This is a genomic window from Achromobacter xylosoxidans A8 (genome assembly GCF_000165835.1).
Lineage (GTDB): Bacteria > Pseudomonadota > Gammaproteobacteria > Burkholderiales > Burkholderiaceae_B > Achromobacter > Achromobacter xylosoxidans_B.
Genome location: NC_014640.1, coordinates 3827723 through 3852444, shown reverse-complemented (window position 1 = coordinate 3852444; position 24722 = coordinate 3827723). Strand labels below are relative to the sequence as shown.

24 protein-coding genes are annotated in these 24722 nt (G+C 66.7%); 11 read left to right on the top strand and 13 right to left on the bottom strand.

Annotated elements, in window-relative coordinates; all coding sequences use genetic code 11:
* Window positions 1–72: 72 nt before the first annotated feature.
* Window positions 73–693, top strand: a complete 621-nt coding sequence (locus AXYL_RS17780; RefSeq protein WP_013394219.1) for a TetR/AcrR family transcriptional regulator — start codon at window positions 73–75, stop codon at window positions 691–693.
* Window positions 694–740: 47 nt separating this feature from the next.
* On the opposite strand, the gene AXYL_RS17775 is transcribed toward AXYL_RS17780, so the two are convergent.
* Window positions 741–1136 (bottom strand): hypothetical protein, encoded by a 396-nt coding sequence (locus AXYL_RS17775; RefSeq protein ID WP_013394218.1) that lies wholly within the window; start codon window positions 1134–1136, stop codon window positions 741–743.
* Between the two features lie 112 nt (window positions 1137–1248).
* On the opposite strand from AXYL_RS17775, the gene AXYL_RS17770 reads away from it, so the two are divergent.
* Window positions 1249–2145: a LysR family transcriptional regulator gene (locus AXYL_RS17770; RefSeq protein ID WP_013394217.1), complete on the top strand. Its 897-nt coding sequence runs from the start codon at window positions 1249–1251 to the stop codon at window positions 2143–2145.
* A gap of 48 nt (window positions 2146–2193) precedes the next feature.
* Here AXYL_RS17770 and AXYL_RS17765 read toward each other — a convergent pair whose 3' ends face one another.
* The 7 genes from AXYL_RS17765 to AXYL_RS17735 all read right to left on the bottom strand — a co-directional run bounded on the left by AXYL_RS17765 (window position 2194) and on the right by AXYL_RS17735 (window position 9847).
* Window positions 2194–3588 carry a M20 family metallopeptidase gene (locus AXYL_RS17765; protein WP_013394216.1) on the bottom strand — a complete coding sequence of 465 codons (1395 nt, stop codon included), beginning with the start codon at window positions 3586–3588 and terminating at the stop codon, window positions 2194–2196.
* Window positions 3585–4556, bottom strand: coding sequence for an ABC transporter ATP-binding protein (locus AXYL_RS17760; RefSeq protein ID WP_013394215.1), 972 nt, complete (start codon window positions 4554–4556; stop codon window positions 3585–3587). The genes AXYL_RS17765 and AXYL_RS17760 overlap by 4 nt, the downstream gene beginning before the upstream one ends.
* The gene (locus AXYL_RS17755; protein ID WP_013394214.1) at window positions 4553–5542 is read right to left on the bottom strand and encodes an ABC transporter ATP-binding protein; all 990 of its coding nucleotides are present in this window, start codon (window positions 5540–5542) and stop codon (window positions 4553–4555) included. The genes AXYL_RS17760 and AXYL_RS17755 overlap by 4 nt, the downstream gene beginning before the upstream one ends.
* 2 nt (window positions 5543–5544) lie before the next feature.
* Window positions 5545–6456: an ABC transporter permease gene (locus AXYL_RS17750; RefSeq protein ID WP_013394213.1), complete on the bottom strand. Its 912-nt coding sequence runs from the start codon at window positions 6454–6456 to the stop codon at window positions 5545–5547.
* Window position 6457: 1 nt separating this feature from the next.
* Window positions 6458–7375 carry an ABC transporter permease gene (locus AXYL_RS17745; RefSeq protein ID WP_013394212.1) on the bottom strand — a complete coding sequence of 306 codons (918 nt, stop codon included), beginning with the start codon at window positions 7373–7375 and terminating at the stop codon, window positions 6458–6460.
* Window positions 7376–7440: 65 nt separating this feature from the next.
* Window positions 7441–9012 (bottom strand): ABC transporter substrate-binding protein, encoded by a 1572-nt coding sequence (locus tag AXYL_RS17740; protein WP_013394211.1) that lies wholly within the window; start codon window positions 9010–9012, stop codon window positions 7441–7443.
* A 100-nt stretch (window positions 9013–9112) separates the two neighbouring features.
* Window positions 9113–9847, bottom strand: a complete 735-nt coding sequence (locus AXYL_RS17735) for a GntR family transcriptional regulator (RefSeq protein ID WP_413772874.1) — start codon at window positions 9845–9847, stop codon at window positions 9113–9115.
* Between the two features lie 222 nt (window positions 9848–10069).
* Between AXYL_RS17735 and AXYL_RS17730 the strand changes: the two genes are divergently transcribed.
* From AXYL_RS17730 to AXYL_RS17720, 3 genes are all read left to right on the top strand, one after another.
* Window positions 10070–11266, top strand: coding sequence for a pyridoxal-phosphate-dependent aminotransferase family protein (locus AXYL_RS17730; protein WP_013394209.1), 1197 nt, complete (start codon window positions 10070–10072; stop codon window positions 11264–11266).
* Between the two features lie 24 nt (window positions 11267–11290).
* The gene (locus AXYL_RS17725) at window positions 11291–12343 is read left to right on the top strand and encodes a serine hydrolase domain-containing protein (protein WP_013394208.1); all 1053 of its coding nucleotides are present in this window, start codon (window positions 11291–11293) and stop codon (window positions 12341–12343) included.
* A 419-nt stretch (window positions 12344–12762) separates the two neighbouring features.
* A complete protein-coding gene (locus AXYL_RS17720) occupies window positions 12763–13773 on the top strand; it encodes an aldo/keto reductase (protein WP_013394207.1) in 1011 nt (336 codons plus the stop codon).
* A 53-nt stretch (window positions 13774–13826) separates the two neighbouring features.
* On the opposite strand, the gene AXYL_RS17715 is transcribed toward AXYL_RS17720, so the two are convergent.
* Window positions 13827–15164: an MFS transporter gene (locus AXYL_RS17715; protein WP_013394206.1), complete on the bottom strand. Its 1338-nt coding sequence runs from the start codon at window positions 15162–15164 to the stop codon at window positions 13827–13829.
* An 87-nt stretch (window positions 15165–15251) separates the two neighbouring features.
* On the bottom strand, window positions 15252–16889 hold the full coding sequence (locus AXYL_RS17710; protein ID WP_013394205.1) for a GMC family oxidoreductase: 1638 nt from the start codon (window positions 16887–16889) through the stop codon (window positions 15252–15254).
* Between the two features lie 180 nt (window positions 16890–17069).
* Between AXYL_RS17710 and AXYL_RS17705 the strand changes: the two genes are divergently transcribed.
* On the top strand, window positions 17070–17915 hold the full coding sequence (locus tag AXYL_RS17705; RefSeq protein ID WP_041653882.1) for an IclR family transcriptional regulator: 846 nt from the start codon (window positions 17070–17072) through the stop codon (window positions 17913–17915).
* Window positions 17916–17942: 27 nt separating this feature from the next.
* On the opposite strand, the gene AXYL_RS17700 is transcribed toward AXYL_RS17705, so the two are convergent.
* Window positions 17943–18659, bottom strand: coding sequence for a GntR family transcriptional regulator (locus AXYL_RS17700; protein ID WP_013394203.1), 717 nt, complete (start codon window positions 18657–18659; stop codon window positions 17943–17945).
* A gap of 215 nt (window positions 18660–18874) precedes the next feature.
* Here AXYL_RS17700 and AXYL_RS17695 point away from each other — a divergent pair, with 215 nt between their 5' ends.
* Window positions 18875–19846: a Bug family tripartite tricarboxylate transporter substrate binding protein gene (locus AXYL_RS17695; RefSeq protein WP_013394202.1), complete on the top strand. Its 972-nt coding sequence runs from the start codon at window positions 18875–18877 to the stop codon at window positions 19844–19846.
* Between the two features lie 96 nt (window positions 19847–19942).
* Window positions 19943–21133 carry a M20 aminoacylase family protein gene (locus AXYL_RS17690; protein WP_013394201.1) on the top strand — a complete coding sequence of 397 codons (1191 nt, stop codon included), beginning with the start codon at window positions 19943–19945 and terminating at the stop codon, window positions 21131–21133.
* Between the two features lie 63 nt (window positions 21134–21196).
* Here the strand turns inward: AXYL_RS17690 and AXYL_RS17685 are convergent, their stop codons facing one another.
* Together AXYL_RS17685 and AXYL_RS17680 are read right to left on the bottom strand one after the other, a co-directional pair.
* Window positions 21197–22636 carry an MFS transporter gene (locus AXYL_RS17685; RefSeq protein ID WP_013394200.1) on the bottom strand — a complete coding sequence of 480 codons (1440 nt, stop codon included), beginning with the start codon at window positions 22634–22636 and terminating at the stop codon, window positions 21197–21199.
* Window positions 22637–22681: 45 nt separating this feature from the next.
* A complete protein-coding gene (locus tag AXYL_RS17680) occupies window positions 22682–23110 on the bottom strand; it encodes a VOC family protein (RefSeq protein ID WP_013394199.1) in 429 nt (142 codons plus the stop codon).
* 90 nt (window positions 23111–23200) lie between these two features.
* Between AXYL_RS17680 and AXYL_RS17675 the strand changes: the two genes are divergently transcribed.
* The 3 genes from AXYL_RS17675 to AXYL_RS17665 all read left to right on the top strand — a co-directional run bounded on the left by AXYL_RS17675 (window position 23201) and on the right by AXYL_RS17665 (window position 24680).
* Entirely contained in the window at window positions 23201–23545 is a 345-nt protein-coding gene (locus AXYL_RS17675; RefSeq protein WP_013394198.1) for a GFA family protein, read from the top strand.
* Window positions 23546–23651: 106 nt separating this feature from the next.
* The gene (locus AXYL_RS17670; RefSeq protein WP_013394197.1) at window positions 23652–24059 is read left to right on the top strand and encodes a carboxymuconolactone decarboxylase family protein; all 408 of its coding nucleotides are present in this window, start codon (window positions 23652–23654) and stop codon (window positions 24057–24059) included.
* Window positions 24060–24068: 9 nt separating this feature from the next.
* Window positions 24069–24680: an LON peptidase substrate-binding domain-containing protein gene (locus AXYL_RS17665; protein ID WP_013394196.1), complete on the top strand. Its 612-nt coding sequence runs from the start codon at window positions 24069–24071 to the stop codon at window positions 24678–24680.
* Window positions 24681–24722 lie beyond the last annotated feature (42 nt).

Below are 24722 nucleotides of genomic sequence, written 5' to 3'. Positions count from 1 at the left end.
TGGTTGTATCCGTGCTGGAAGCCGTGGGTAAAACCAGTGGCTAAAAGCGCCGAAGGGTAGTATTTTCTCGCGATGATTACGGCACGACCTACTTCTTTACCGCAAGACAAGCGTCTCACCAAGGGTGAACGCACACGGGCTCAACTTCTGGAAGTCGCGGCGGCGGAATTCGCGGAACGCGGATTCCAGCATACCCGGATCAGCGACATCGTCGCCCGGGCCGGCGTGACCCAACCTGTCTTCTATCAATACTTCGCCAGCAAGCAGGCGGCCTACGACGAACTGGTGGGCTTGTTCGCCCAGCGCTTGCGGCAGGCCATCGGCCAGGCGCGCTTGCCCGATGATCTGCAAGGCGCCGAACTGGCCGGGCGTCTGCGCCAGAGCGTAAGCGGCCTGCTCGCCATCCTGCAGGAAGATCCCAACCTGACGCGCATCGGCTTCTTCCAGGCCGCCGAGGCCGAGGCGCTGAAGGACGAACTGGTGGCGATGATCGCCGGCAACGTGGGCGCCGAGCAGCAGGCCGGCTTGTTCCGCGATGACATACCGTCCGACTGGTTCGCCCAATCGCTGATGGGCATCATCGAACGGTTCACGCGGCAGACGCCGGATGCGGCGCGGCAATTGGTCCTGGCGGAATTCATTGCCGATCTGCTATTGGACGGGATACGCAAACGACAACGACAAGCCTCCTAGCCGGAGGCTTTTTTTTGGCCTCGAGGCCGTCCCAGTCTGTTCAATCCTCAGGCCCAGGTCTCTTGCAGATGCGCCCATTTTGGCTGGCTGCCGGCCTGAACCGTGAACAGGACGGTGGCGCGCCGCTGGGTGGCGCCGGCGCTCCAGGCATGGCGCTCGCGGTAGCTCAGCAAGACCGAAGCCGTGTCGGCATGCAGCACGGCCAGCTCGTCGATATCGATCTTCAAGCCTGGGCGCGCGCCGCGCAGGCTGGCGAACAGGGCGGGCAAGGCCGTGGCGGACAGGCGCTGTCCGTCGGCCGCGATCATGCTGAAGCCAGGCGCAAAGTTCTCCAGCAGATCGGCCAGTTGGCTGTCCGGTGCGTCGGGTGTGCCTATCCATTGTTCGATGCGGGTATGGGCGTCGAGCGCCAGGCGCTGGCAGTGCGAGGAAAGGTCGGGCATGGGGTTGGATTCCAGAGAGGGAGCGTCATTCTAGGAGTCCTGTCGTTCGCAAAAAATGCCTTATGAATAGATATACTGTTCGTGTTTTTTTGACAATTCGTAGCGGCCTTCCATGATCAATCTGAATCGTCTGGCGATGTATGCGGCGGTGGTCGAGGCCGGTTCGTTCACGGCGGCGGCCGATGCGCTGGGCACGACCAAGGCGGTGGTCAGCTTCAATATCAAGCAGCTGGAACAGGAACTGGGCGTGGCGCTGTTGACGCGCAGCACCCGGCGGCTGGCCCTGACCGAGGCGGGCGAAGGCTTTTACGGCCATTGCGCCCGCCTGCTGCGCGACGCCGAAACCGCCGTGGACGAGGCGCGTTCCGGGCAGGCGGCCTTATCGGGCAGCCTGCGGGTCACGGCGTCGGTGGATTACGGCAACCTGGTGGTGGCGCCGGCGCTGGCGGCGTATGCGCGCGAGCATCCCGCCCTGCGGGTCAGCTACCGCGCCGGTTCGGCGCATGCGGACCTGATCGCCGAGCGGCTGGACTTGGCGATCCGGGTGGGGGCGCTGGAAGACTCCAGCTACCGCGCCACGCGGATCGGCCAGTTCAGGTTATGGCTTGTGGCCAGTCCCGCGCTGCTGGCCCAGCACGGCATGCCGCGCACGCCGCAGGCGCTGGCGGCGTTGCCGTGGCTGGCCAACAGGCCGGGGCGCAGTGACCGCTGGCGGCTGACGGACGGCAAGGGCCGCGAGCATGAACTGCGCGTGGCGCCGGTGGCGCAGGCCGATACGGCTTCGGCGCTGCTGGCGTTTGCCGTAGCGGGATGCGGAGTGGCCGCGCTGCCTGATTGGTTGCTGCAAGAACCGCTGGCGCGGGGAGTACTGCAACGCGTGCTGCCCTCGTACACCTTGCCGCGCCAGGAGGTTTACGCGGTCTATCCCGACACCCGCCACGTCAGCGCCAAGGTGCGGCGCTTCATCGATTTCCTGCGGGCGCGACTGGGGCCGTCCGGCAAGCCTTAGGGGCGGCGCAAGTTCCTTTTGAACTTGCACAGGCCCCGGCGTCGCGTCTCAGCGCGTCAATGCCGGCGTGCCGCCCGCGCCCAAGTCCCAATACAGTCCCGTCATCAGGCTCAACGCCTGCCGCAGCAAGGCCGGCGGCAGGTGTTCGTTCGGCGCGTGCTGGGAGCAGCCAGGATAGGAATGTGGCACCCAGATCGTGCGCAGGCCCAGCACGTCGGTGAAGATGTCGTTGGGCAGGGAGCCGCCCAGGTTGGGCAGCACGGCGGTCTTGGCGCCAGAGGTGCGTTCCAGCGAATCCACCGCCCAGCGCACCCAGGCGTCCTCCGGGTCGATGCGGGTGGCGCGGAACATGTTCTCGCGCGTCAGCGTGATCTGGACCATGGGAAAGCCCTGGCGGTCCAGGTGGCGGCGCAGGGCGGGGACCAGGTCGTCCGGGTCCACGCCCACCACGAAGCGCAGCTGGCAGCGGGCCCAAGCGCGCGGCGGAATGGCGTTGACGGGGGTGTCGGGGTTGCCGGTCTTGTAGGCCAGGACCTCGAACGAGCACCAGCCGAACACGCGCTCGGCGGGCGACAGGCCCGGTTCGCCCCACCAGGGTTCGATCTCGGGACCGTCGGCGCCGCCGTCCACCTGGCAGTCGGCCAGGGCGCGCCGCACTGCGTCGGGTAGCTCGCGCGGCACCCATTCGGGGATGCGGATCTGGCCGGTGGGCGAGACCAGCGTGGAGATCGCATGGGCCAGCTGGATGCCGGGGTTGGAAATCAGGCCGCCCCAGTTGCCCGAGTGGTGGCCGCCCGCGCGGGCCTCGATGCTCAGGTCGAAGTTCAGGCTGCCGCGCGCGCCCAGAAAGATGGTGGGGCGTTCGGCGCTCAGCCGCGGCCCGTCCGAGGCGATGAGCAGGTCCGCCGCCAGCATCGCGCGATGTTCCTCGCACAAGTCGCGCAGGCCCATGGAGCCGGTTTCCTCGCCCATCTCGATCAGGTACTTGGCGTTGAAGCCCAGCTTGCCGCGCGTTTCCAGCACCAGCCGCAGCGCTTCCATGTTGATGCTGTGCTGGCCTTTGTTGTCGGCGATGCCGCGGCCGTACCAGCGGCCCTCGGACTCGGTCAGCGCCCAGGGCGACAGGCCTTCCTTCCATTCCTTTTCCAGGCCGCGAATGACGTCGCCATGGCCGTAGCCCAGCACGGTGGGCAGGGCCGGATCCTCGATGCGTTCGGCATACAGGAACGGCGCCAGCGCCTTCGGATGCGTGAGCGTGCGGCAGGTAAATCCCAGCGCCTCGAAGGCCGGCCGGATCTCGGCTTCCAGATAGGCGGCGAGTTCGGGCGCGCGCGCCGGATTCTGGCTCTCCGTGGGCTGTGCCAGGCGGCGCGCCAGCAGGGCGCGGAACGCGCCGGAATCAAAACACTGTTCCGCCTGGGCGATGGCTTGTGCGCGGGTCATGATGGCTGGACTCCGTTGGGGGTAGGGGGATAGAGGTGGCAGGCCACCACGGATTGCTCGCGCCGGATCAATGTCGGGCGTTCGGTCTTGCATTGCGCCATGGCCTGTTGGCAGCGCGGATGGAAGGGGCAGCCGGGAGGCGGGCGCAACGGGTCCGGGAACGACAGGCCCAGCCCCATGTCGGGGATGCCCAGGCCCGGTTCGGGCGTCAGCACCGAGGCCAGCAGCGCCTGCGTGTAGGGATGGCGCGGGTCGTGGAACAGCTGCGCGGTGGCGGCGGATTCGACTACCCGGCCCAGATACATCACCGCCACATGGGTGGCGATGTGCTCGACCACCGCCAGGTTGTGGCTGATGAAGACGTAGGTCAGATTGAATTCGCGCCGCAGGTCCATCAGCAGATTCATGATCTGGGCCTGCACCGAGACGTCCAGCGCCGAGGTCGGCTCGTCGCAGATAACGATTTCGGGATGCATCACCAGCGCGCGTGCGATGGCGACGCGTTGGCGCTGCCCGCCGGACAATTGGCCCGGCGTGTTGTGGGCCAGCCGTGGCGGCAGGCCGACGCGTTCCAGCATTTCGATGGCTTTCTGCTGCTTGGGATTGGCGATGCCATGCACTTCCAGCGGCAGCGACACGATGGAGGCGATGGAGCGGCGCGGATTCAGCGAAGAATACGGATCCTGGAAGATCGGCTGGACACGGCGCGCCAGGGCGCGCCGGCCGAGGCTGCGGATGTCCTGCCCGTCGAGGCGGATCGCGCCTTCGGTCGGCGGCGTCAGGCCCAGCAGCATGCGGGCCAGCGTCGATTTGCCGCAACCGGATTCGCCCACGATACCCAGCACGGCACCGCGCTCCACCGCCAGGTCCACGCCATTGACCGCATGCAGGGTGCTGCGCGGCCGGAACATGCCCGAGCGGATCGAGAACTGCCTGCTGACGGCCTCGGCTTGCAGCAAGGGGCTCATGCCGGGACTCCTTCGGATTCGAGGATGCAGCGCCATTGTTGGCCGGACGCGGCACCATGCACGGGCACCTCATCGCGGCATTGCGGCTGGGCATGTGGGCAGCGGTCGCGGAAGGCGCAGCCTTGCAACTCGCCCACCAGCGCCGGCACCACGCCGGGTATGGTGCCCAGCGCCTCGCCGGGCGGCGTGCGCCCGGGCACGGGAATACAGCCCAACAGTCCTTGGGTGTAGGGATGGCGCGGCGACGCGAACAGTTCCGCCACCGGTCCTTCCTCGACGATCTGTCCGGCATACATCACCGCGACCTGACGCGCGATGCGCGCGACCACGCCCAGATCGTGGGTGATCAGCACCATGGCGATACCCAGTTCGGCCTGCAGGTCGGCCAGCAGCCGCAGGATCTGCGCCTGGATGGTGACGTCCAGCGCGGTGCTGGGTTCGTCGGCGATCAGCAGTTCCGGGCCGCACATCAGCGCCATGGCGATCATCACGCGCTGGCGCAGGCCGCCCGACAACTGGTGCGGGTACTGGGATAACCGTTGCCCGGCCGAGGCGATACCGACCTTCTCCAGCAGCTCGACCGCGCGGTCGCGCGCCTGCTGCGCGCTGGCTTTGCAATGGTGGATGTAGTGCTCGGTCAACTGCTCGCCGATGGCGTAGGCGGGGTTGAGCGCCGTCATCGGTTCCTGGAAGATCATGGCCATCTTGCTGCCGCGCAGCGCGTTGATGCGCCGCCCGCGCGCGGCCGACAGGTCTTCGCCCAGTACCGACAGCCGGCGGGTGCTGCGCTGCGCGGCCTTGGGCAGGAGGCCCATGATGGCCAGCGAAGTCATGGACTTGCCGCAGCCGGATTCCCCCACCAGGCATAGCGTTTCGCCGCGCCGGACCTGGAACGACACGTCGCGCACCGCGTGCAGGGCGCCGCGCGGCGTGGCGATGTCGACGGTCAGGCCCTGCACGTCCAGCACGATGTCCGTGTCGCTCATGCTCAGCCCCTCTCTTCAGGCGTCAGGAGTTGATGCAGCCCGTCGCCGGCCAGGTTGATCGCGAAGATCAGCAAGGCCAGCGCCGATCCGGGGATGGCAATCAGCCAGAACGAGAAGAACATATAGGCCTTGGCCTCCGAGATCATCAAGCCCCAGGACGGCAGCGGCGGCTGCACGCCCAGGCCCAGGAAGGACAGCGACGCTTCCAGCAGGATGGCGCTGGCGGCTTCCAGCGTGGCGATCACGATCAGCTGCGGCACCACGTTGGGCAGCACTTCGCCCCAGACGATGCGCCAGGTAGAGGCGCCCGCGGCTTGCGCCGCCGCTACGTACTCCAGCGATCGCACCTGCTGCGTGGCGCTGCGCATCACCACCGCGTAGCGGTCCCACTTGAGCAGCCCCAGCACCAGGATCACCACCCAGAGCGAACCACCGACGATGGCCACCGTAGCCAGCGCCACCAGGATGACGGGCATGGACAGACGGGTGGTGATGAGGAACGACACCGCCATGTCGACCTTGCCGCCGAAGTAGCCGGCCGCCATGCCCATGGCTGTGCCGATCAGGCCCGAGATCAGCGCCACGCTGATGCCGATCAAGAGCGAGATGCGGGCGCCGTAGAACAGGCGCGACATATAGTCGCGGCCGAGCTGGTCGGTGCCCAGCGGATGCAGCCAGGTGCCCTTGGCATACCAGACCGGCGGCGCCGTGCGGTAGGCCAGGTCCTGGAAATAAGGATCATGCGGCGAGATCCAGGGCGCCAACAGCGCGATCAGCACGATGACGAGCAGGATGCCGCCGCCGGCCAGCAGCGCCTTGTTGCGGCGCAGCCGCCGCCAGCGCAGGGCGGACGCCGACAGTTCCAGCGGGGGCTGGACGCCGGGAGCGGACGGGGTCAGGGTAGGCGTATTCATGTCAGGACACCCGGATGCGCGGGTCGAGCCACGCGTTGGCGATATCGGCCGCCAGGGTCAGCAGCACGTAGAGCACCGACAGCAGCAGCACGATCAGCTGCATCACGGGATAGTCCTTGTAGGTGATGCTCTGGTAAGCCAGGTAGCCCAGGCCGTCCAGCGCGAAGATGGTTTCGATGACGACCGAGCCGCCCAGCAGGTAGCCCAGCTGCACCGCGGCCAGCGCCACCACCGGCACGATGGCGTTGCGCAGCGCGTGCTTGAAGACGATCTTGCGCGCCGGCAGGCCCTTGGCGCGGGCGGTGCGGATGTAGTCGGCGGCCAGGACCTCGATCATGCCGGCGCGTATCAGGCGCATGAAGGCGGGCGCGACGTAGTAGCCCAGTGCGATCGCCGGCATGACGAAATGCTGCCAGCTGCCGCTGCCCGACACCGGCAGGATGCGCAGCGAGATCGAGAACAGCATGATCAGGATCAGCGCGAAGAAGAAGTTGGGCAGCGCCTGCCCCAGCACGGCGACCGCCAGGCAGATGCGGTCGATCAGGCTGCCCTTGTACAGCGCGGCCAGCACGCCCAGCGGAATCGAGATCAAGAGCGCGAAGGCCAGCGCGCCCATGCCCAGCAGCAGCGTGGTCTTGAGCTTGGAGAGGATCAGCGGCCCGGCCTCGGTCTTGAAATACACCGAGGTGCCGAAGTCGCCCTGCAGGATGTGCCAGAGCCAGTCCGCGTACTGCACCGCCAGCGGCCGGTCCAGGCCGTAGGTCTTGCGGATCATGTCGATGTCGGCCTGGCGCGCGCCTTCGCCGGCCAGGGCCAGCGCCGGGTCGCCGGACAGGTGCAGCAGCAGGAACGCCAGGATCGAGACCGTCAGCGCCACCAGCACCGCCAGGCCCAGGCGCCTGATCGTGAAATACAGCATAGGGCTTCCTCTTCGTTGGACTCACGCCGGCCCGGCGCGATGCAGGGCCGGCGCGGGGCCGCGCCTTACTTCCAGCTCATGTCCCAGAAGCGCACCAGTTCGTCCGAATAGGGCTTGAAGTTCACGTCCTTGGTGGCCACGTAGTAGGCAGGCAAGGTCCACAGCGGCACCGCGTAGGCCTTCTGCGCGATCAGGTCCAGCGCCTGCTTGTAGGCGGCGTTGCGCGCGGGGCTGTCGATGGTGCGGTCGCCCTTGGTGAGCAGGTCGCGCACCTGCGGGTCGCGAGTGACGTCGTCGTTGCCGAAGGCGAAGTACACCGGCGTGGACGCGGACACGTCGTTGACCAGGTTGGAGCCCCAGGTCTGGTGCGTGAGCGAGGCCTTGTTGGCGCGGATCATGTCGCGCATGGCGGCGTACTGCAGGAAGTTGAGCTTGGCGCGGATGCCCACCGCCTGCAGGTAGTTGATGATGGCTTCGGTCTGGTTGCGCTCGCGGTAGGCCACCAGGTCGATGTCGAAGCCGTTGGGGTAGCCGGCCTCGGCCAGCAGCTTCTTGGCCTGGGCCGGGTCGTACTTGTAGACCGGCGCGCCTTCCTGCGTGCAGCCCGTCTGCGAAGGCGTGCAGATGGTGTTGATGAGGCCGCCGCCTTCGCCCACGATGTTCTTCAGCATGGACTCGCGGTCGATCGCGTGGATGATGGCGCGGCGCACGCGTTCGTCTTTCAGCTGCGGTGCCGGCGTGCCTTCCTGGATGTTCATCTGCATGAACACGATGCGCATGGTGTTGCCGGTGACCATCTGCAGCGAGGGCATGCCGCCCAGCTGTTCGGCCTGGTCCTTGGGCACGCTCATGATCAGGTCCTCGCCGCCCGAGATGACTTCGGCCATCTGCGTCTGGCGGTCGGGGATGAAGCGGATCACCACCTTGCCGATCTTGGGCTGAGCCTTGGGCGAATCCTTGAAGTAGTCGGCATTGCGTTCCAGCGTGATGGACTTGCCCGGCTGGTAGTCCACCACCTTGTAGGGCCCCGAGCCCACCGGCTTGGCGTTCATGCCCTTGGGGCCGACTTCCTGGTAGTACTTGGCCGGATGGATGGCGGCGGTGGTGGACAGGTATTCCTTGGCGCCAGGGAAGGGCTCCTTGGTGATCAGGCGCACCTTGTACTTGTCGATCTTCTCGACCCTGTCGATCCAGGCCACGTTCTGCTGCGTCACGGCCTTGTTCTTCGGGTCCGCCACGTAGTTCAGCGTGTACACCACCGAGTCCGCGTCGAACTCCTCGCCGTTATGGAATTTGACGCCTTGGCGCAGTTCGAATTCCATGGTCTTGTCGTCGACCTGCTTCCAGCTCTTGGCGAGCTGCCCCTTGTACTCGTTGGTGACCGGGTCGCGGTAGAGCAGGGTGTCCCAGACGTTGGCGGCGATGATGACGCCGATCCGCACGTTGTTGTAGTAGGGGTCCACGCTCTCGGGCGCCTGGTCGTAGGCCATGCGCAGCGTGTCGTCCTTCTTGCCGGCCAGCGCCGGCTGGGCCGCCAGCGTGGCGCAGGCCAGCAGGGCGGCGGTCAGGGCCTTGAGGGGGATGGGGCTGCGTCGGGTCGGCGCGGATGCTGCGGGGGTGATGCGGAAATCAGTCATGGTGAGGCTCCTGTGGAAGTCACTGCACGTACTGCGTATCTGACATCTTCTATTCATGCGGGCGGCTCGGCCCGCTGTCCTGCTTGCGCAAGAGGGGGCGTCAGCCCGAATCGGCCACTGCCGCGGGCGGTTGGGCCAGGGTCTTCAACGCCGCCTCGCACTTGCGCTGCAAGTGCTGGCGCATGATGCCGGCCAGCCGGTCGGCGTCGCGCGCGTCCAGGGCCTCGGCCATCTCGATGTGCTCGCGCATCGCCAGATCCCATTTCTGGCGGTTCTCGTTCGAAACGAATCGCAGGTTCTGAATGCGCGCATTCTGGGCGTCGTACAGCTGCTTGAGCAGGCTGTTGTGCGCGGCCAGGCTGATGCGTTCGTGGATCGCGCGATTGGTCTGGAAGTAGGTCGGCAGGTCGTGGCGCGCGTGGCTGGCCATCATTTCGTAGGTCAGCGCGCGGATCTCGGCGATCTCGGTGTCCGTGGCCCGTTCGCAGGCCAGCCGGCAGGACATGGCTTCCAGCCCGCCTATGACCTCGAAGGCTTCGCGGATGTTCGCCTCCGACAGCGCCACCACCTGCGCGCCGCGGTTCGGTTCGATTTGCACCAGCCCTTCGGCGGCCAGCACGCGAAAGGCTTCGCGCAAGGGCGTGCGGGACACGCCCAGCAGGTCGCAAAGGGTGCGCTCGTTCAGCCGCGTGCCGGGCGGGAATTCACCCTGGATGATGCGTTCGCGCAATTGCCCGGCCACCGTAGCCGGCAGCGTGCGGCCGTTGCCCGCGCCGCGGGCCGCAGTCGGCGGCGCGGTTTCGGCAGCCACGCTGGCGGCGCCGGAATCAGGCATCAGGCTGGAAACGCTGCTCATTGGTATACAAAAATTCCCCGTGTTTTGCGAAACTATAAACCTGTACTTCCGTATCGCCCGATGGGTGTATACCCTAGGTTATTAACGTAAAAACAATGGGATAGAGTGACGCATGCCGCAAGTCCGCATGCCGGGCAACCCTTGCTTGTTTGCTTGGCGCCTTTTGTTGGTATACAAAAATATTCCACTTTGGGACTACGCATGCTTACCCTGAACAGTCATCCGTCCGGCCGGCATTTCCTGCAGATTCCGGGGCCGACCAACGTACCCGACCGCGTGCTGCGCGCCATCGACCAGCCCACCATCGACCATCGCGGACCGGAGTTCGGCGCGTTGGGCCTGGCGGTGCTGGAAGGCATCAAGCAGGTGTTCCAGACACAGTCGCCGGTGGTGATCTTCCCGTCGTCCGGCACCGGCGCCTGGGAGGCCGCGCTGGTCAATACCCTGTCGCCCGGCGACCGCGTGCTGATGGTCGAGACGGGCCATTTCGCCAGCCTGTGGCGCAAGCTGGCGGGGCGGCTGGGACTGGAAGTGGATTTCCTGGAAGGCGACTGGCGCCACCCGGTGGACGCGGCGGCCATCGCCGCCCGCCTGGCCGAAGACAAGGAACGTGAGATCAAGGCCGTGTGCGTGGTGCATAACGAAACCTCTACCGGCGTGACGAGCGACATTGCAGCCGTGCGCGCCGCGATTGACGGCGCCGCGCATCCGGCGCTGCTGATGGTGGACACGATCTCGTCGCTGGGCTCCATCGACTACCGCCACGACGAATGGGGCGTGGACGTGACCGTGGCCGGTTCGCAAAAGGGCCTGATGCTGCCGCCGGGTCTGGCCTTCAACGCCGTCAGCGCACGCGCCCTGGCCGCGGCCGACCAGGCACGGCTGCCGCGTTCGTACTGGGACTGGCGCGAAATGCTCGCGGCCAACGCCCGCGGCTACTTTCCGTACACGCCTTCGACCAATTTGCTCTACGGCCTGCACGAGGCCCTGGCCATGCTGCGCGAAGAAGGCCTGTCGCAAGTCTTCGCGCGCCACCAGCGCCACGCCCAGGCCACGCGCCTGGCCCTGGCCGGCTGGGGGCTGGAACTGCTGAGCCTGGACCCGGCCGCGCACAGCCCGGCCCTGACTGCGGCGATCATGCCGCAAGGCCACAGCGCCGACGCCTTCCGCAAAGTGGTGCTGGAACGCTTCGACATGTCGCTGGGGCAGGGCCTGGGCAAGCTGACCGACCGCGTGTTCCGCATCGGCCACCTGGGTCACTTCAACGACCTGACGCTGTGCGGCACCTTGGCCGGCGTGGAAATGGGCCTGGCCGCGGCAGGCGTGCCGCATCGGCCCGGCGGCGTGCAGGCGGCAATGGAATTCCTGGCCGGGGGGCGGGCAAGCGCCCCGGCCTGAGATACACACATAACGAGGGAAACAATGAACACACTCATGCAGCAGGCGATCCAGTTCGCCAACGACCACGAATCCGCCTGGGACCGCAGCGTCAAGGGCAACTTCGGCGTGCACCTGAACGATCCGCCGCCCTGGAACCGCCTGCTGGGCCCGATCCACGACCGCGGCCCCGTGTCCGGCGTGGTCACCGTGCGCGGCGAGACCATCGCGTCCTGGGGCGAACCCGAGCGCGCCGACTTGACGTTCAGCGTGGCCAAGCTCTATCTGGCAATCCTGGCCGGCGTGGCCCACGACCGCGGTCTGTTGCCGGACGTGGACGAACCTGTGGGCAAGCGCGTGCGTGGCATTGGTTTCGACGAAGGGCAGAACGCCGACATCACCTGGCGTCACCTGCTGCAGCAGACCAGCGAATGGGAAGGCGAACGCTTCGGCGTATCCGACCAGGCCGACCGCTACCGCGCCGTTACCTTCGGCGTGCCGCCGGACGGCAAGAAGGGCGAGGCCCGGCCCTTGCAGCGTCCCGGCACGTACTGGGAATACAACGACGTGCGCATCAACCAGCTGTCGTATGCGCTGCTGCACCTGTTCCGCAAACCCTTGCCCGAAGTCTTCCGCGAAGCCGTCACGCGGCCCATCGGCGCCAGCGAAAACTGGCAATGGGTGGGCTACGACAACGCCTGGGTCGAGATCGACGGCCAGCGCATGCCCTCCGTGCCGGGCGGCTCGCACTGGGGCGGCGGCATGTCCATCAGCGCCCGCGACCAGGCGCTGATCGGCCAGATGCTGCTGAACGACGGTATGGCCAACGGCCGCCGCATCCTGTCCAGCGAGTGGATCCGGGATATGCGCACGCCATGCGCGATCGCGCCGTATTACGGCTATTTGATCTGGCTGAATCATGAAGGCCGCGTGTTCCCGAGCGTGCCGGCTTCCAGCTTCTTTGGCGTGGGGGCGGGTAGCTCGTTTACCTGGGTGGAGCCGGAACGGCAGATGGTGGTGATCGTGCGCTGGCTGGATTCGGCCCATGCGGATGCTTTGTTCGGGAAGATCCTGGCGGCGGTGGACGCTGGCGTGTAGGGAGTTTTGGCTTGGCTTTTGGTGTTCGGGATATGGGGAGGGGCTTCGAGCTTGCCGATGTCAGGGTTCTTTAGCCGCCGAGGCTGCCCTGCGCCATTCCGATGCTCGCCCCGGCGGGGCTGCGCTTCGGATGGCTCCGGGGTCCTCGGCTGACAGTTGCCCAATGCCTTGGTTTTGGACCCCTGTTCATGGGCAGATGGCGTGAGCCGGTGGCCGGACGGAGGGATCCGAAGCGCAGCCCCACCGGGGCGAGCATCGGAATCCCGCAGTCCGGACGCCGGCGGTTCAAGAACCGCGGCCTTACAAAACCGATCATCAACAATCCAACCAACAATGCCTTAGGTGCAAATTTGACGGGCGCGGGCTTACCGTTGCATGCTCGCGTCTAATCCATTTCCGTGAATGAGAGGAAGCCAACCATGAACTACCGCCGCCTCGGCCGCAGCAATCTCCGCGTCTCTCCGCTCTGCCTGGGCACCATGATGTTCGGCGAGCAAACCCCCGACGACGAAGCCGCCCGCATCGTCGCGTCCGCGCGTGACCATGGCTTGAACTTCATCGACACCGCAGACGTCTACAACGGCGGCCGCTCCGAAGAAGTGGTCGGCAAGCTCCTGAAAGGCCAGCGCCACGACTGGGTGCTCGCCAGCAAGATCGGCAACGCCGTCGGTGAAGGCCCGAACCAGGCCCATTATTCGCGCCAGTGGCTCATCCGCGGCGTGGAGGACAGCCTCACGCGCCTGGGCACCGATTTCATGGACATCCTCTACCTGCACCGCGACTACCACGAGGAAAACCTCGAAGAGGCCCTGTGGGCCCTGGGCGACCTGATCCGCGCCGGCAAGCTGCGCAGCTTTGGCCTGTCCAACTTCCGCGGCTGGCGCATCGCCGAAGTGATGCGCCTGTGCGAAAAGCTCGGCGTGCCGCAACCCGTGGTGTGCCAGCCTTACTACAACATGCTCAACCGCGGCCCCGAAGTCGAGATCCTGCCCGCCTGCAAGCACTACGGCCTGGGCGTCGTGCCCTACAGCCCGATCGCGCGCGGCGTGCTCACCGGCAAGTACCTGCCGGGCCAGGCGCCCGCGGCCGACAGCCGCGCCGGACGCGGCGACCGCCGCATCCTGGCCACTGAGTTCCGCGAAGAGTCCCTGGAAATCGCGCAAAAGCTGGTGGCGCATGCCGCCGCCCGTGGCACGCAGGCGGGGCATTTCGCTACCGCCTGGGTGCTGGCCAATCCCATCATCACCGCCGTCATCGCCGGTCCGCGCACGCTGGCGCAGATGGAGGACTACTACGCGGCCCTGGATGTGAAGATTACGGCCGAGGACGAGGCCGTCGTCAATGACTGGGTCACGCCGGGCCACGCGTCGACCCACGGCTACAACGATCCCAATTATCCGTTCTACGGCCGTCCGGTGGCAACCGCCTGAAGCAATAAACCTCAGGCAGAAAGCGCCGGCCCGTGCGGCCGGCGCTTTCACGTTCAAGCCTTGCCCAATCCCCCGCGGGGCATGGCATTTGCCGCCGCCTCCAGTTCCGCCGGCTGCGCGCCGCGTCCGATCAGCATGGCGCACACCGCCGACACCACCCCCGCGAACAGCACGTACAGGCAGATCAGCCAAGGCTGGCCGCCGCCCGTCTTCAACAGCGCGGTCGCGATGATGGGCGTGATGCCCGAGGCGAAGATGCCGGAGAACTGATAGACAAAGGAAATCCCCGTGTAGCGCACCTTGGCGTCGAACAGCTCGCAGAACAGCGCCGCTTCCGGCCCGTACACGGCGGCGTACAGGATGCCGAACGGAATGATGATGGCCAGCCAGATCAGCATCACGCTGCCCTGGCTGTTGAGCATCAGCCAGAAGCCGGGGAAGGACGCTGCAGCAGTGATGAGCGAGCCCCAGAAGTAGACCCGGGTGCGTCCAATGCGGTCGGACAGGCGGCCGAAGAAGGGGATGAAGAAGCACATCACCAGGGCCGCGGCCATCACGCCGATCAGCGCTTCGGTGCGCGTGATCTGTACGGTCTGCGTCAGGTACGAGATCGAGAACACGCCGAACACGTTGAAGAACACGCCGTCGATGTAGCGCGCGCCCATGCCCTTGAAGACATTGCCCGGATAGCGCTTGAGCATGTCGAAGAAGGGAATGCGGCTTTCGGCGTTGTTGGCCTTGACCGCCGCGAATTCCGGCGTCTCTTTGATGTTCAGGCGGATGTACATGCCCACCAGCACCATCGCGGCCGAGGCCAGGAAGGCGATGCGCCAGCCCCAGGCCATGAACTGCTCGTCGGTCAGCAGGGTGGATAGCAGCGCCACCGTGCCAGAGGCCAGGCACAGTCCGATCGCCAGTCCGATCTGCGGCAGCGAGGCGTAGAAGCCTTTCTTGCCGGGCGGGGCGTATTCATAGGCCATCAGCACCGCGCCGCCCCATTCGCCGCCCAGCCCGATGCCCTGGAACACGCGCAGCAGAAGCAGCAGGATGGGCGCCCAGATGCCGATGCTGTCGTAGGTCGGCACCAGGCCGATCAGAAAGGTGGCGATGCCCATGATCATCAGCGTCATCACCAGCATGCTCTTCCTGCCGATGCGGTCGCCGAAGTGGCCGAAGATCAGCCCGCCCAGCGGCCGGGTGATAAAGCCCACGGCGAAGGTGGTATAGGCCAGCATGGTCGAGATCGTCGGGTCGCCGGTGGGGAAGTACAGCTTGTTGAACACGATGCCCGCGACGACGCCGTACAGGAAAAAGTCGTACCACTCGATGGTGGCGCCGATCAGCGACGCGGCGACGACTTTGCGCACCGCGGCTTCGTTTTGCTTGGCCATGTCTAGTCTCCTTTGGTGGGGCGGTCGGGCAATCTGCGTTGTCCTGCGCCTTGGGGGTTCTGCTATCCGGGGTCCGTCATCTCCGATTCAGGCGGCGACGCGCAGCGCCTGCGGCTGTGCTTGCCTGAGGTCCTGCAACATGAAATCGGCCGCGCGTTCGGCCAGCATCACCACGGGCACGTTGGTGTTACCTGACACCAGCGTGGGCATGATCGAGCAGTCCACCACGCGCAGTCCCGCCACGCCATGCACGCGCAGGCGCTCGTCCACCACGGCCATGGGGTCGCTGGACGGTCCCATCTTGGCGGTGCCGGACGGATGGAAGATCGTGGCGCCGTATTCGCGGCAGAAGTGCAGGATCTCGTCGTCCGTGCGCACCTCCGGCCCGGGGCGGAACTCGCGCTTCATCAGGCCGGCCAGCGGCTCGGTGGCGGCGAGTCTGCGCGCATACTTCACCGCGGCCACGGCCATGTGGCGGTCCAGTTCGGTGGACAGGTAGTTCGGCTGCATGGACGGCGCCTCGAAGGGGTCCGCGCTGCGCAGCTGGACCCGGCCGCGCGACGTGGGCCGCAGCTGGCACACCGAATAGGTGCAGCCTGAGAACGGATGCACCTTGCCGCCCGCCATGTCGGCGGACAGCGTGGCGAAATGGAACTGCGTGTCGGGCGTGCGGCTGGCCGGATCGACCCGGCAGAACACGCCGCCCTGATTGATGCCCACGGCCAGCGGGCCGCCGCGGAACAGCAGCCATTCCAGCCCCATGCGGGCGCGGCCAGTCAGGCTGCGCAACTGGTCGTTGGTGGTGATGGGGCGGGTGGTTTCGTAGATCAGACGGATCTGCAAGTGGTCCTGCAGGTTCTCGCCCACGCCTGGCAGGTCGCGCACCACGCCGATGCCGAACTGGCGCAGCAGGGCTGCGGGGCCGACGCCGGACAACTGCAACAGCTGCGGCGACTGCAGGGCGCCCGCGCACAGCACGACTTCGCGGCGGGCGCGCACGGTGTGCACCTGGCCGTTGCGCCGGTAGCGCACGCCGCAGGCTCGCTTGCCTTCGAACAGCACGGCCATGGCGTGGGCGTCGGTCTCCACGCGCAGATTGCTGCGGCCCTGCGCTGGGCGCAGGTAGGCGACGGCGGTGGAGCAGCGGCGGCCGTTGCGCGTGGTGAGCTGGTAGTAGCCCACGCCTTCCTGGTCGCCGGTATTGAAGTCCTGCACATGCGGCAGGCCCAGCTTTTGCGCGGCGCCGATCAGCGCTTCCACCAGCGGATGCGCCGTTTTGATCGAGGTGGCGTTGAGCATGCCTTCGGTGCCGCGCGTGGGGCCAGGACCCAGGTCATTGTTTTCCAGCTTGCGGAAGTAGGGCAGGCATTCGTCCCAGCTCCAGCCGGGATTGCCGGCGGCGGCCCAGGCGTCGTAGTCGCGCCGCTGGCCGCGGATGTAGATCAAACCGTTGATGGAGCTGGAGCCGCCCAGCGTGCGGCCGCGCGGCCAATAGATGCGCCGGTCCAGCATGCCGGGGTCGGGGTCGGTGTAGTAGCCCCAGTTCAGGACCTTGTGGAACATGGTCTTGCCGTAGCCGATGGGGATGTGTATCCACGGGTTGCTGTCCTTGGGGCCGGCTTCCAGCAGGCAGACGCTATGCGTGCCGCTGGCGCTCAGCCGGTTGGCCATCACGCATCCGGCCGAGCCGGCGCCAACCACGATGTAATCCACGGTATCGGACATGTCCGCAAGCTCTCCCTGCAGCCGGGCGCTGCGCCTGGCCTACGGCGCGTTTACCCTGCTTGTCGTTGTGGGGCGCACTTATATACTGGATCGATGCCGGGGCTTGGGTGCTCCGTCATTTGTGGCGATTCTAGGAAGCACGCGCGCAGAACAAAGCACAACAGGCGCAGGGGCGGAAAAGTGGAACAGAATATGCAGATTCAGTTTCAAAATCGCGGTGCAGCATCGGCGCAGCAGGCCGACGACGCCGCGACCCAACAGGAAGCCGCGCGTTCGCTGCGCGCGCTGGTGGTGCTGGACCACCTGGCGCGAGCCCAGCATCCGCCCACCCTGGCGCAACTGGCGCAGCGGCTGGATATGCCCAAGACCACCTTGATGCGCCTGCTGGCGGCCATGCAGCGCGCCGGCTATGTCGCCGCCACGCCCACCGAGAACGGCTTCGTGCCCGGGCCGCAGGCCGCCACGCTGGCGCTCGCCACCTTGCGCGCATCTGCCTTCTCGCGCGCCTGCCGCGCCGTGTTGGCACAGCTTGTCGGCACCTTGGGCGAAACCTGCAACTTGACGGCGCCTGACGGCGATCGCGTGATCTACATGGAGCGGGTGGAAACGGAGGAGCCGCTACGTCTGTTCTTCGCGGTGGGCAGCCATGTGCCCATGCATTGCACCGCCAGCGGCAAGCTGTTCCTGGCGTCCATGAATCGGTTGGAGCGCGGGCGGGTGCTGGCGCGCCTGCCGCTCACGCGCAACACGCCGCGCACGCTGACGGACCCGGCCCGATTGGAAGAAGAGCTTGAGCGGCTGGCCGCGCGCGGCATAGGCATCGACAACGAGGAGTTCGTGCGCGGCATGAGCGCCGTGGCCGTGCCGGTGCGCGATGCGGACGACCGGGTGGTGGCGGCGGTGGCCTGCCATGCACCGACCGCCCGGGTCATGCTCGATGATCTGCTGCGCGCGGTGCCCGTACTGGAACGCGCGGCAAGATCCATGCACGAGGTGCTGGCGCAGCATCGCGCCGGCGCGGCTTGACCGCGCGCTTCGCGGGCGGGCCGCGGTTCAGGCTTGAGGATTGAACAGGTCCGGCGGCAAGCGCGCCACCGCGTCGTAGGTAAGCCGGATATGAGCAGCCAGCAGGTCACAGGCGCGGTCGGCATCGCGGGCCAGCGTGGCGTCCAGAATGCCCTTGTGTTCGTCGTCCAGGTTACGGGCGATGGGCTTGCGCGTGACGGTCAGGCGGCGGTAGCGCTCGGCCTGCTGGTACAGGATGCCCAGGAAATGATGCAGCCAGCGCGAGGGACAGGCGCGGATCAGTTCGCGGTGGAATTCGCGATTGCGCTGTTCCCATTCCTCGAATCGGGTGTCGGGGTCAGCGGCCAGGCGCTGTTCGGCCTTGCTCAGGCGGTGGAAGGCGGCGAGCACGGCGCTTTCCCAGTCGTCGTCGCCCAGGGCGATGGACTGCCGCAAGGCCTGGGTTTCCAGCAGCACCCGGTTCTCGGTGATGTCGCGGAAGTCTTCCAGCGAAATCGGCGTGACGTGAAAGCCGCGCTGGCCTTGCGCGATGACCAGTGCATCCGACACCAGCAGCGCCAGCGCTTCGCGCAGCGTGCCCGCGCCCACGCCGTAATCGTCCTTCAGGTGTTCGACCCGCAAGCGCGATCCTGGCGGGTGCACGCCCTGGATGATGTCGCGGCGCAGGTTGACATAGGCCGCGCCGACCAGGGTGTTGGCCGAGGCGGAATGGGCAAGCGGAGGGAGGGTGGCGCCTTCTGACATGGGGGCTACTTTATCACTGTGATAAAAAAATCTCGATAAAAATTATTGACGCCGAGATTTATGCTGCTTATCGTAGAAAAAAGCGTCGAGACGACGACCGGCATGAAGCCGGCGGCAGGCGCAACCAGGAGACAAGCAGAGTGATACGGCTACACGACGTCCGGCAGGCCCGGCTGCGCACCCGCAATCCGTCCAAAACGCCCGCGCGGAGACCGATGTTGCGCCGCATGGCGGCCTGCGTGGCCGCGTTCGCGGCGCTTGCCGCAAGCCCCTGGGCCAGCGCCGAGAACTGGCCCGCCCGGCCCGTGACGATCCTGGTCAACGGCGGTCCCGGCAGCTTGCCGGACCTGTTCGCCCGGCCCCTGGCCGAGCGCCTGCACCACGCCCTGGGCCAGCCTGTGGTGGTTGAAAACAAGCCCGGCGCAGGCGGCATGCTGGCGATGCAGCAGCTGAAATCCGCGCCGGCCGACGGCCACACGCTGGCCCTGGTCACCAACGCCCACCTGGTGTGGAACCCCTACATTTTTCCGGCCCTGACCTACGATCCGGCGCGCGACCTGCAGCCGGTCAGCCCGCTGGCGGTCATCCCCATGGCGCTCACGGTCAATGACAAGCTGCAGGCCAAGTCCCTGGACCAGTTGCTGGCGCTGGCGCGCCAGAAGCCTGGCCGGCTGAATTACGCGTCCTCGGGTAACGGCAGCCCGCCCCATGTGCTGTTCGAGATGCTGCGTGAACAGGCCGGCGTCGACATCATGCACGTGCCGTTCAAGACCGGCACCGGCGCGCTGAACTCCGTGCTGGCGGGCGACACGGAAATCTATTTCGCCGGCACCGCCCTGGTGGAGCCCATGGTCAAGGAAGGACGCTTGCGCGTGCTGGCCATGAGCGAAACCGTGCCCGATGCGGCTTTCGGCAAGGCGCCGACGCTGGCCGCCAGCCATTTCACGGGCTTCGAGGGCGCGGTGTGGCTGGGCGTGGCCGCGCGCGCCGGCACGCCGGACGCCATCGTGCAGCGGCTCAACGAAGAAATCGGCCGCGCGCAGCAGGACGGCGCGCTCAAGCAGATGTACGCCAGCCACGGCTCGCTGCCGTACCATCTGGCGGCGGCGGCCTTTGCCCAGCGGGTTGCTGCAGAGCGGGATACTTCCGGTCCCGTGCTGCGCAAGCTGGGCATCAAGCCCGATTGAATTCCCCCTTTCCAACCCGAGGGCCTGCGCAAGGCTCGCGTCAGTGCGTAACAGCCCTCTAATTCCGGGCTCCGCTTGCGGAGCCCGCAGCAGCTTATGAACCTGATCGAAGAGATTGTTGAAAACTCCCCGTCCATCCGCGACATCCGCAGGGACATCCATGCGCATCCGGAACTGGCGTTCGAAGAGAACCGCACCTCCGACCTGGTGGCCCAGCTGCTGGAAAGCTGGGACATCCCGGTGCATCGGGGCTTCGGCAAGACCGGCCTGGTGGGCGTGATCCGCAATGGCGACTCCGGCCGCACCCTGGGCCTGCGCGCCGACATGGACGCGCTGCCCATGCACGAGGTCAACCAGTTCAGCCACGCCAGCAAGCATCCCGGCGTGATGCACGCCTGCGGCCACGACGGCCACACCGCCATGTTGCTGGGCGCCGCCCAGCATCTGGCGCGCCATCGCAACTTCGACGGCACGGTCTACCTGATCTTCCAGCCGGCCGAAGAGCGCGGCGGCGGCGCGCGCGAGATGATGCGCGACGGCCTGTTCGAGAAATTTCCCATGGAAGCCGTGTTCGGCATGCACAACATGCCGGGCATCCCGGTCGGCTGCTTCGCCTCGTCCGCGGGGCCGGTGCTGGCGTCCAACAGCGAATTCCACGTGACCATACGCGGCAAGGGCGGCCACGCGGCCATGCCGCACCTGGCCATCGATCCCATACCCGCGGCGGCCCAGATGATCGAGGCCTTCCAGACCATCATCAGCCGCAACAAGAAACCGCTGGAGACGGCAGTCATCTCGGTAACCACAGTGCAGGCGGGCGGGGTCGTCAACGTCATCCCCGACACCTGCGAACTGCGCGGCACGGTGCGCGCCTACACCCGCGAAACGCTGGACCTGATCGAGCGCCGCATGGGCGAGGTCGCGCAGCACGTGGCTGGCATGTTCGGCGCGCAGTGCGAATTCGTTTTCACGCGGCACTATCCGTCGACCATCAACCACGAAGCCGAGACCTCCTTCATGCGCAACGCGCTGACCCAGGTGGTGGGGCAGGAGCGCGTGCTGGTGCAGGCGCCCATCATGGCGGCCGAGGATTTTTCCTTCATGCTGGAAGAGGTGCCCGGCAGCTATTGCTTCATCGGCAACGGCGAAGGCGACCACCGCGAACCTGGCCACGGTGAAGGTCCGTGCCTGGTCCACAACACCAGCTACGACTTCAACGATGCGCTGCTGCCGATCGGCGCCAGCGCCTTCGTGAAGCTGGCGGAAAACTGGATGCCGCGCAAGTAGCGGCAATGGCGGCGCGGGCGGGCAGGGCAATGCCTGTCCGCCCGCGTGCCGCAAAATCCGGGTTCAGTGTGTGGTACCGGCCTGGACCGACAACTCATGGTTGCGTGTGCGCACCAGCAGCGCGCTCAGCACCGCGGCCAGCCCCGCGATCAGCGCGCCCGCCAGAAAGGTCAGCTGATAGCCGCCATTCAGCGCCACGCTCGGCGCCGCGCCTGCGGCGGCCAGGCCCGCGCTGCGCGCCGCGGCCAGACTGGCCAGCACCGCCAGGCCCAATGCGCCACCCATCATGAAAGCGGTGTTGACCACGCCCGAAGCCAGGCCCGACTGGCTGGGCTCCACATCGCTCATCGCGGCCAGCAGCATGGGATTGAAGGCCACGCCCGCGCCCAGGCCCAGCAATAGCATGCCGGGCAGCACGTCCGCGGCGAAGCTGCCGTCCACCGGCGCGCGCGCAAACAGCGCCAGTCCCAACGCTGCCATGAACAGGCCCGTGGCCAACGGCGCGCGGATGCCGAAGCGCATCACCAGCTTGGCCGACAGGCCCAGCGAGAACGCCGCCATGATGAGGTTGGCCGGCAGGAAGGCCAGGCCCACTTCCATAGGGCTATAGCCCAGCACCAGCTGCATGTACAGCGCCGACACGAAGAACCACGCGAACATGGCAGCAGCCCACAGCACGCCCACGACGTTGGCGGTGGCCACGTTGCGCAGGCGGAACAGGCCCAGCGGCATCAGCGGCGATTCCACCCGCGCCTCGATGGTCAGGAACAGGATCATCAGCGCGGCGGCCGCGCCCAGCAGGGTCAGCGATTGCGTCGACGTCCAGCCGGCTTCATTGCCATTGACCACGGCATACACCGCCAGCATGAGCGAGGCCGTGACGCTGAGCGCGCCGGCCACGTCCAGCCGGGTACCCGCGGCGGCGGGCCGGGCGGCCGGAATCAGCCGCAGGCACAGCGCATAGACCACTACGCCGATAGGCAGGTTGACCAGGAAGATCCAGTGCCAGGACAGTGCGCTGGTCAGCAGCCCGCCCAACAGCACCCCGATGCTGCCGCCGCCTGCACAGACAAAGCCGTACACGCCCATGGCGCGCGCCCGTTCGCCCGTTTCGGTGAACAGATTCATGATGAGCGACAGCGACACCGCCGACACCACCGCGCCGCCCAACCCCTGCGCGGCGCGTGCGCCGATCAGCAGGGCCTGGTTCTGCGCCAGGCCACAGGCCAGCGAGGCGATGGTGAAGACCACCAGGCCCGCCAGGAACATGCGGCGGTGGCCCAGCAGGTCGCCCAGCCGCCCACCCAGCAGCAGGAAGCCGCCGAACGTCAGCATGTAGGCATTCACCACCCAGACCAGCGAGGTCTCGGTGAAATGCAGGTCTTCGCGAATAGAGGGCAGGGCGACGTTCACGATGGTGGTGTCCAGCACAATCATCAACACGCCCAGGCAAAGCACCATCAGCGCCCACCAGCGTTGCTTGCCGTGTATTCCATGCGTCATCAGTTGTTGCTCCGTGGATGGCGGCTCGATCCGCCGTCTTGCTTCTTAGTGGGAAACGCGCCCGCCGCTGACCATCCAGCGGGTGCCGTAGCGGTCTATCAGCGAGCCATGGGCTTCGGCCCAGAAGGTCTTCTGCAGCGGCATCGTAATACTGCCGCCATCGGCCAGCAGCTCGAAGACGCGCTGCGCGTCCGAGACCGTGGGATAGGCCAGGGACAGGGCCACGCCCTGTTTGCCAGGGTAAGGATGCCCGGCGGTGGCATCGCTGCCCATCAGCGTCTGCTCGTCCAGGCCCAGGCGTGCGTGCATGATGCGCCCGGCGTCTTCGTCCGACAGGACCGGCATGGCGGCGTCGGGCGGCGCGTCCGCATAGCGGATCATGGCCTCCATCCGGCCGCCCAGCACGCGTTCGTAGAACTGCATGGCTTCGGCGCAATTGCCGTCAAAGCTGAGGTAGGCGGATAGTTGGGGCATGATCTCTCCAGAGTGGTGAACGGACGGTGCCAGGAGGGCGGCGCCGCTCTATGATGGAAGCCCGACCCTCACATACCAAGGAGCCCGGCCATGCTGAAAGGAAGCTGCCATTGCGGACAGATCGCATTTGAAGTCGACGGCGAACCGTCCCAGGTCCTGGAATGCAATTGCTCGCACTGCATCCGTAAAGGCTATCTGCTGTGGTTCGTGCCTCGCGCCAGCGTGCGCCTTGCCACGCCCGCCAGCGGCTTGTCGACCTACCGGTTCAACAAGCACGTGATCTCACACCATTTCTGCGCCAATTGCGGCTGCGCGCCATTCGGCTTTGGCGTAGGCGCCAAGGGCGAAGAGACCGCGGCGGTGAACGTGCGCTGCCTGGAAAACGTGGATCTGAACGCCTGGCCCCGCATTCCGTACGACGGCCGCAGCGTCTGAGCGCCGCGAACCGGGCTACATCATAGGGCATGGCCGCGCCGCGCGATATGGCGAGTGCGTGACATGTCTTTTCATCGAATTGAACTAGTTTCCAGGGAAGCGCCGCATGAGCACCGTAACACTGCTGTCCGACGAAGACGTACGCAAAAGCCCGCAAGCCTGGGCCGTGTTCGAAGACATTCGCGCCACGCGCAAGTCGGATTTCATCAACAACTTCTGGCGCGCCCTGGCCAACGATCCGCCGCAGCTGGAGCGGGTCTGGGGCCAGCTCAAACAGGTCATGATGGCCGACGGCGAACTCTCGCCGCTGGTGCGTGAAATGATCTACATCGCCGTGTCCACCGCCAACGGCTGCACTTACTGCATCCACTCCCACACCGCCGCCGCCCGCGCCAAGGGCATGACCGACGGCCAGCATGCCGAACTGCTGGGCGTGATCGGCATGGCCGCGCAGACCAACGCCATGGTCACGGCCATGCAGGTGCCTGTCGACGAGGCATTCATCGTGAAATAGGAGGCCGCCATGTCTCTGATTCCGCTGTTTCCGCTATCCAACGCGCTGTTTCCCGCCGGCGTGCTGCATTTGCGCATCTTCGAGGTGCGCTACCTGGACATGATCCGACGATGCATCGCGGACGGCAGCGAGTTCGGCGTGGTGGGCCTGCTGTCGGGCCAGGAGGTTCGCACGCCGGAGGGCATGGAGACGCTGGCGCCGGTCGGTACGATGGCGCGCATCGAATCGTGGGACGCGCCCATGCCGGCCCTGCTGGAGCTGCGCTGCGTCGGCACCAGCCGCTTCCGGCTGCTTTCCAGCGAGGTGGCAAAATACGGCCTTTGGATGGGCCAGGCCGAGCCCATCCCCGACGACCCGCCCGCGCCCGTGCCGGCGGCCATGCAGCCTAGCGCCGACGCGTTGGGACGCCTGGTCGCCCAATGGCAGCAAGACGGGGTGTCCCCCGAAAGAATGCCCCTGGGCCCGCCGTTCCGGCTCGACGACAGCGGCTGGGTCGCCGATCGCTGGTGCGAACTGCTGCCGCTGCCGCCCGACGACAAGGCCGCCTTGCTCGCCATGACCGATCCGGTGGCGCGCCTGGCGGCAATCCAGGACGTGCTGCGGGGGCAGGGGCTGGCTTAGGACAGATCAAGGGCTGGTTTAGGGCAGATGCCAGGGGCCTCG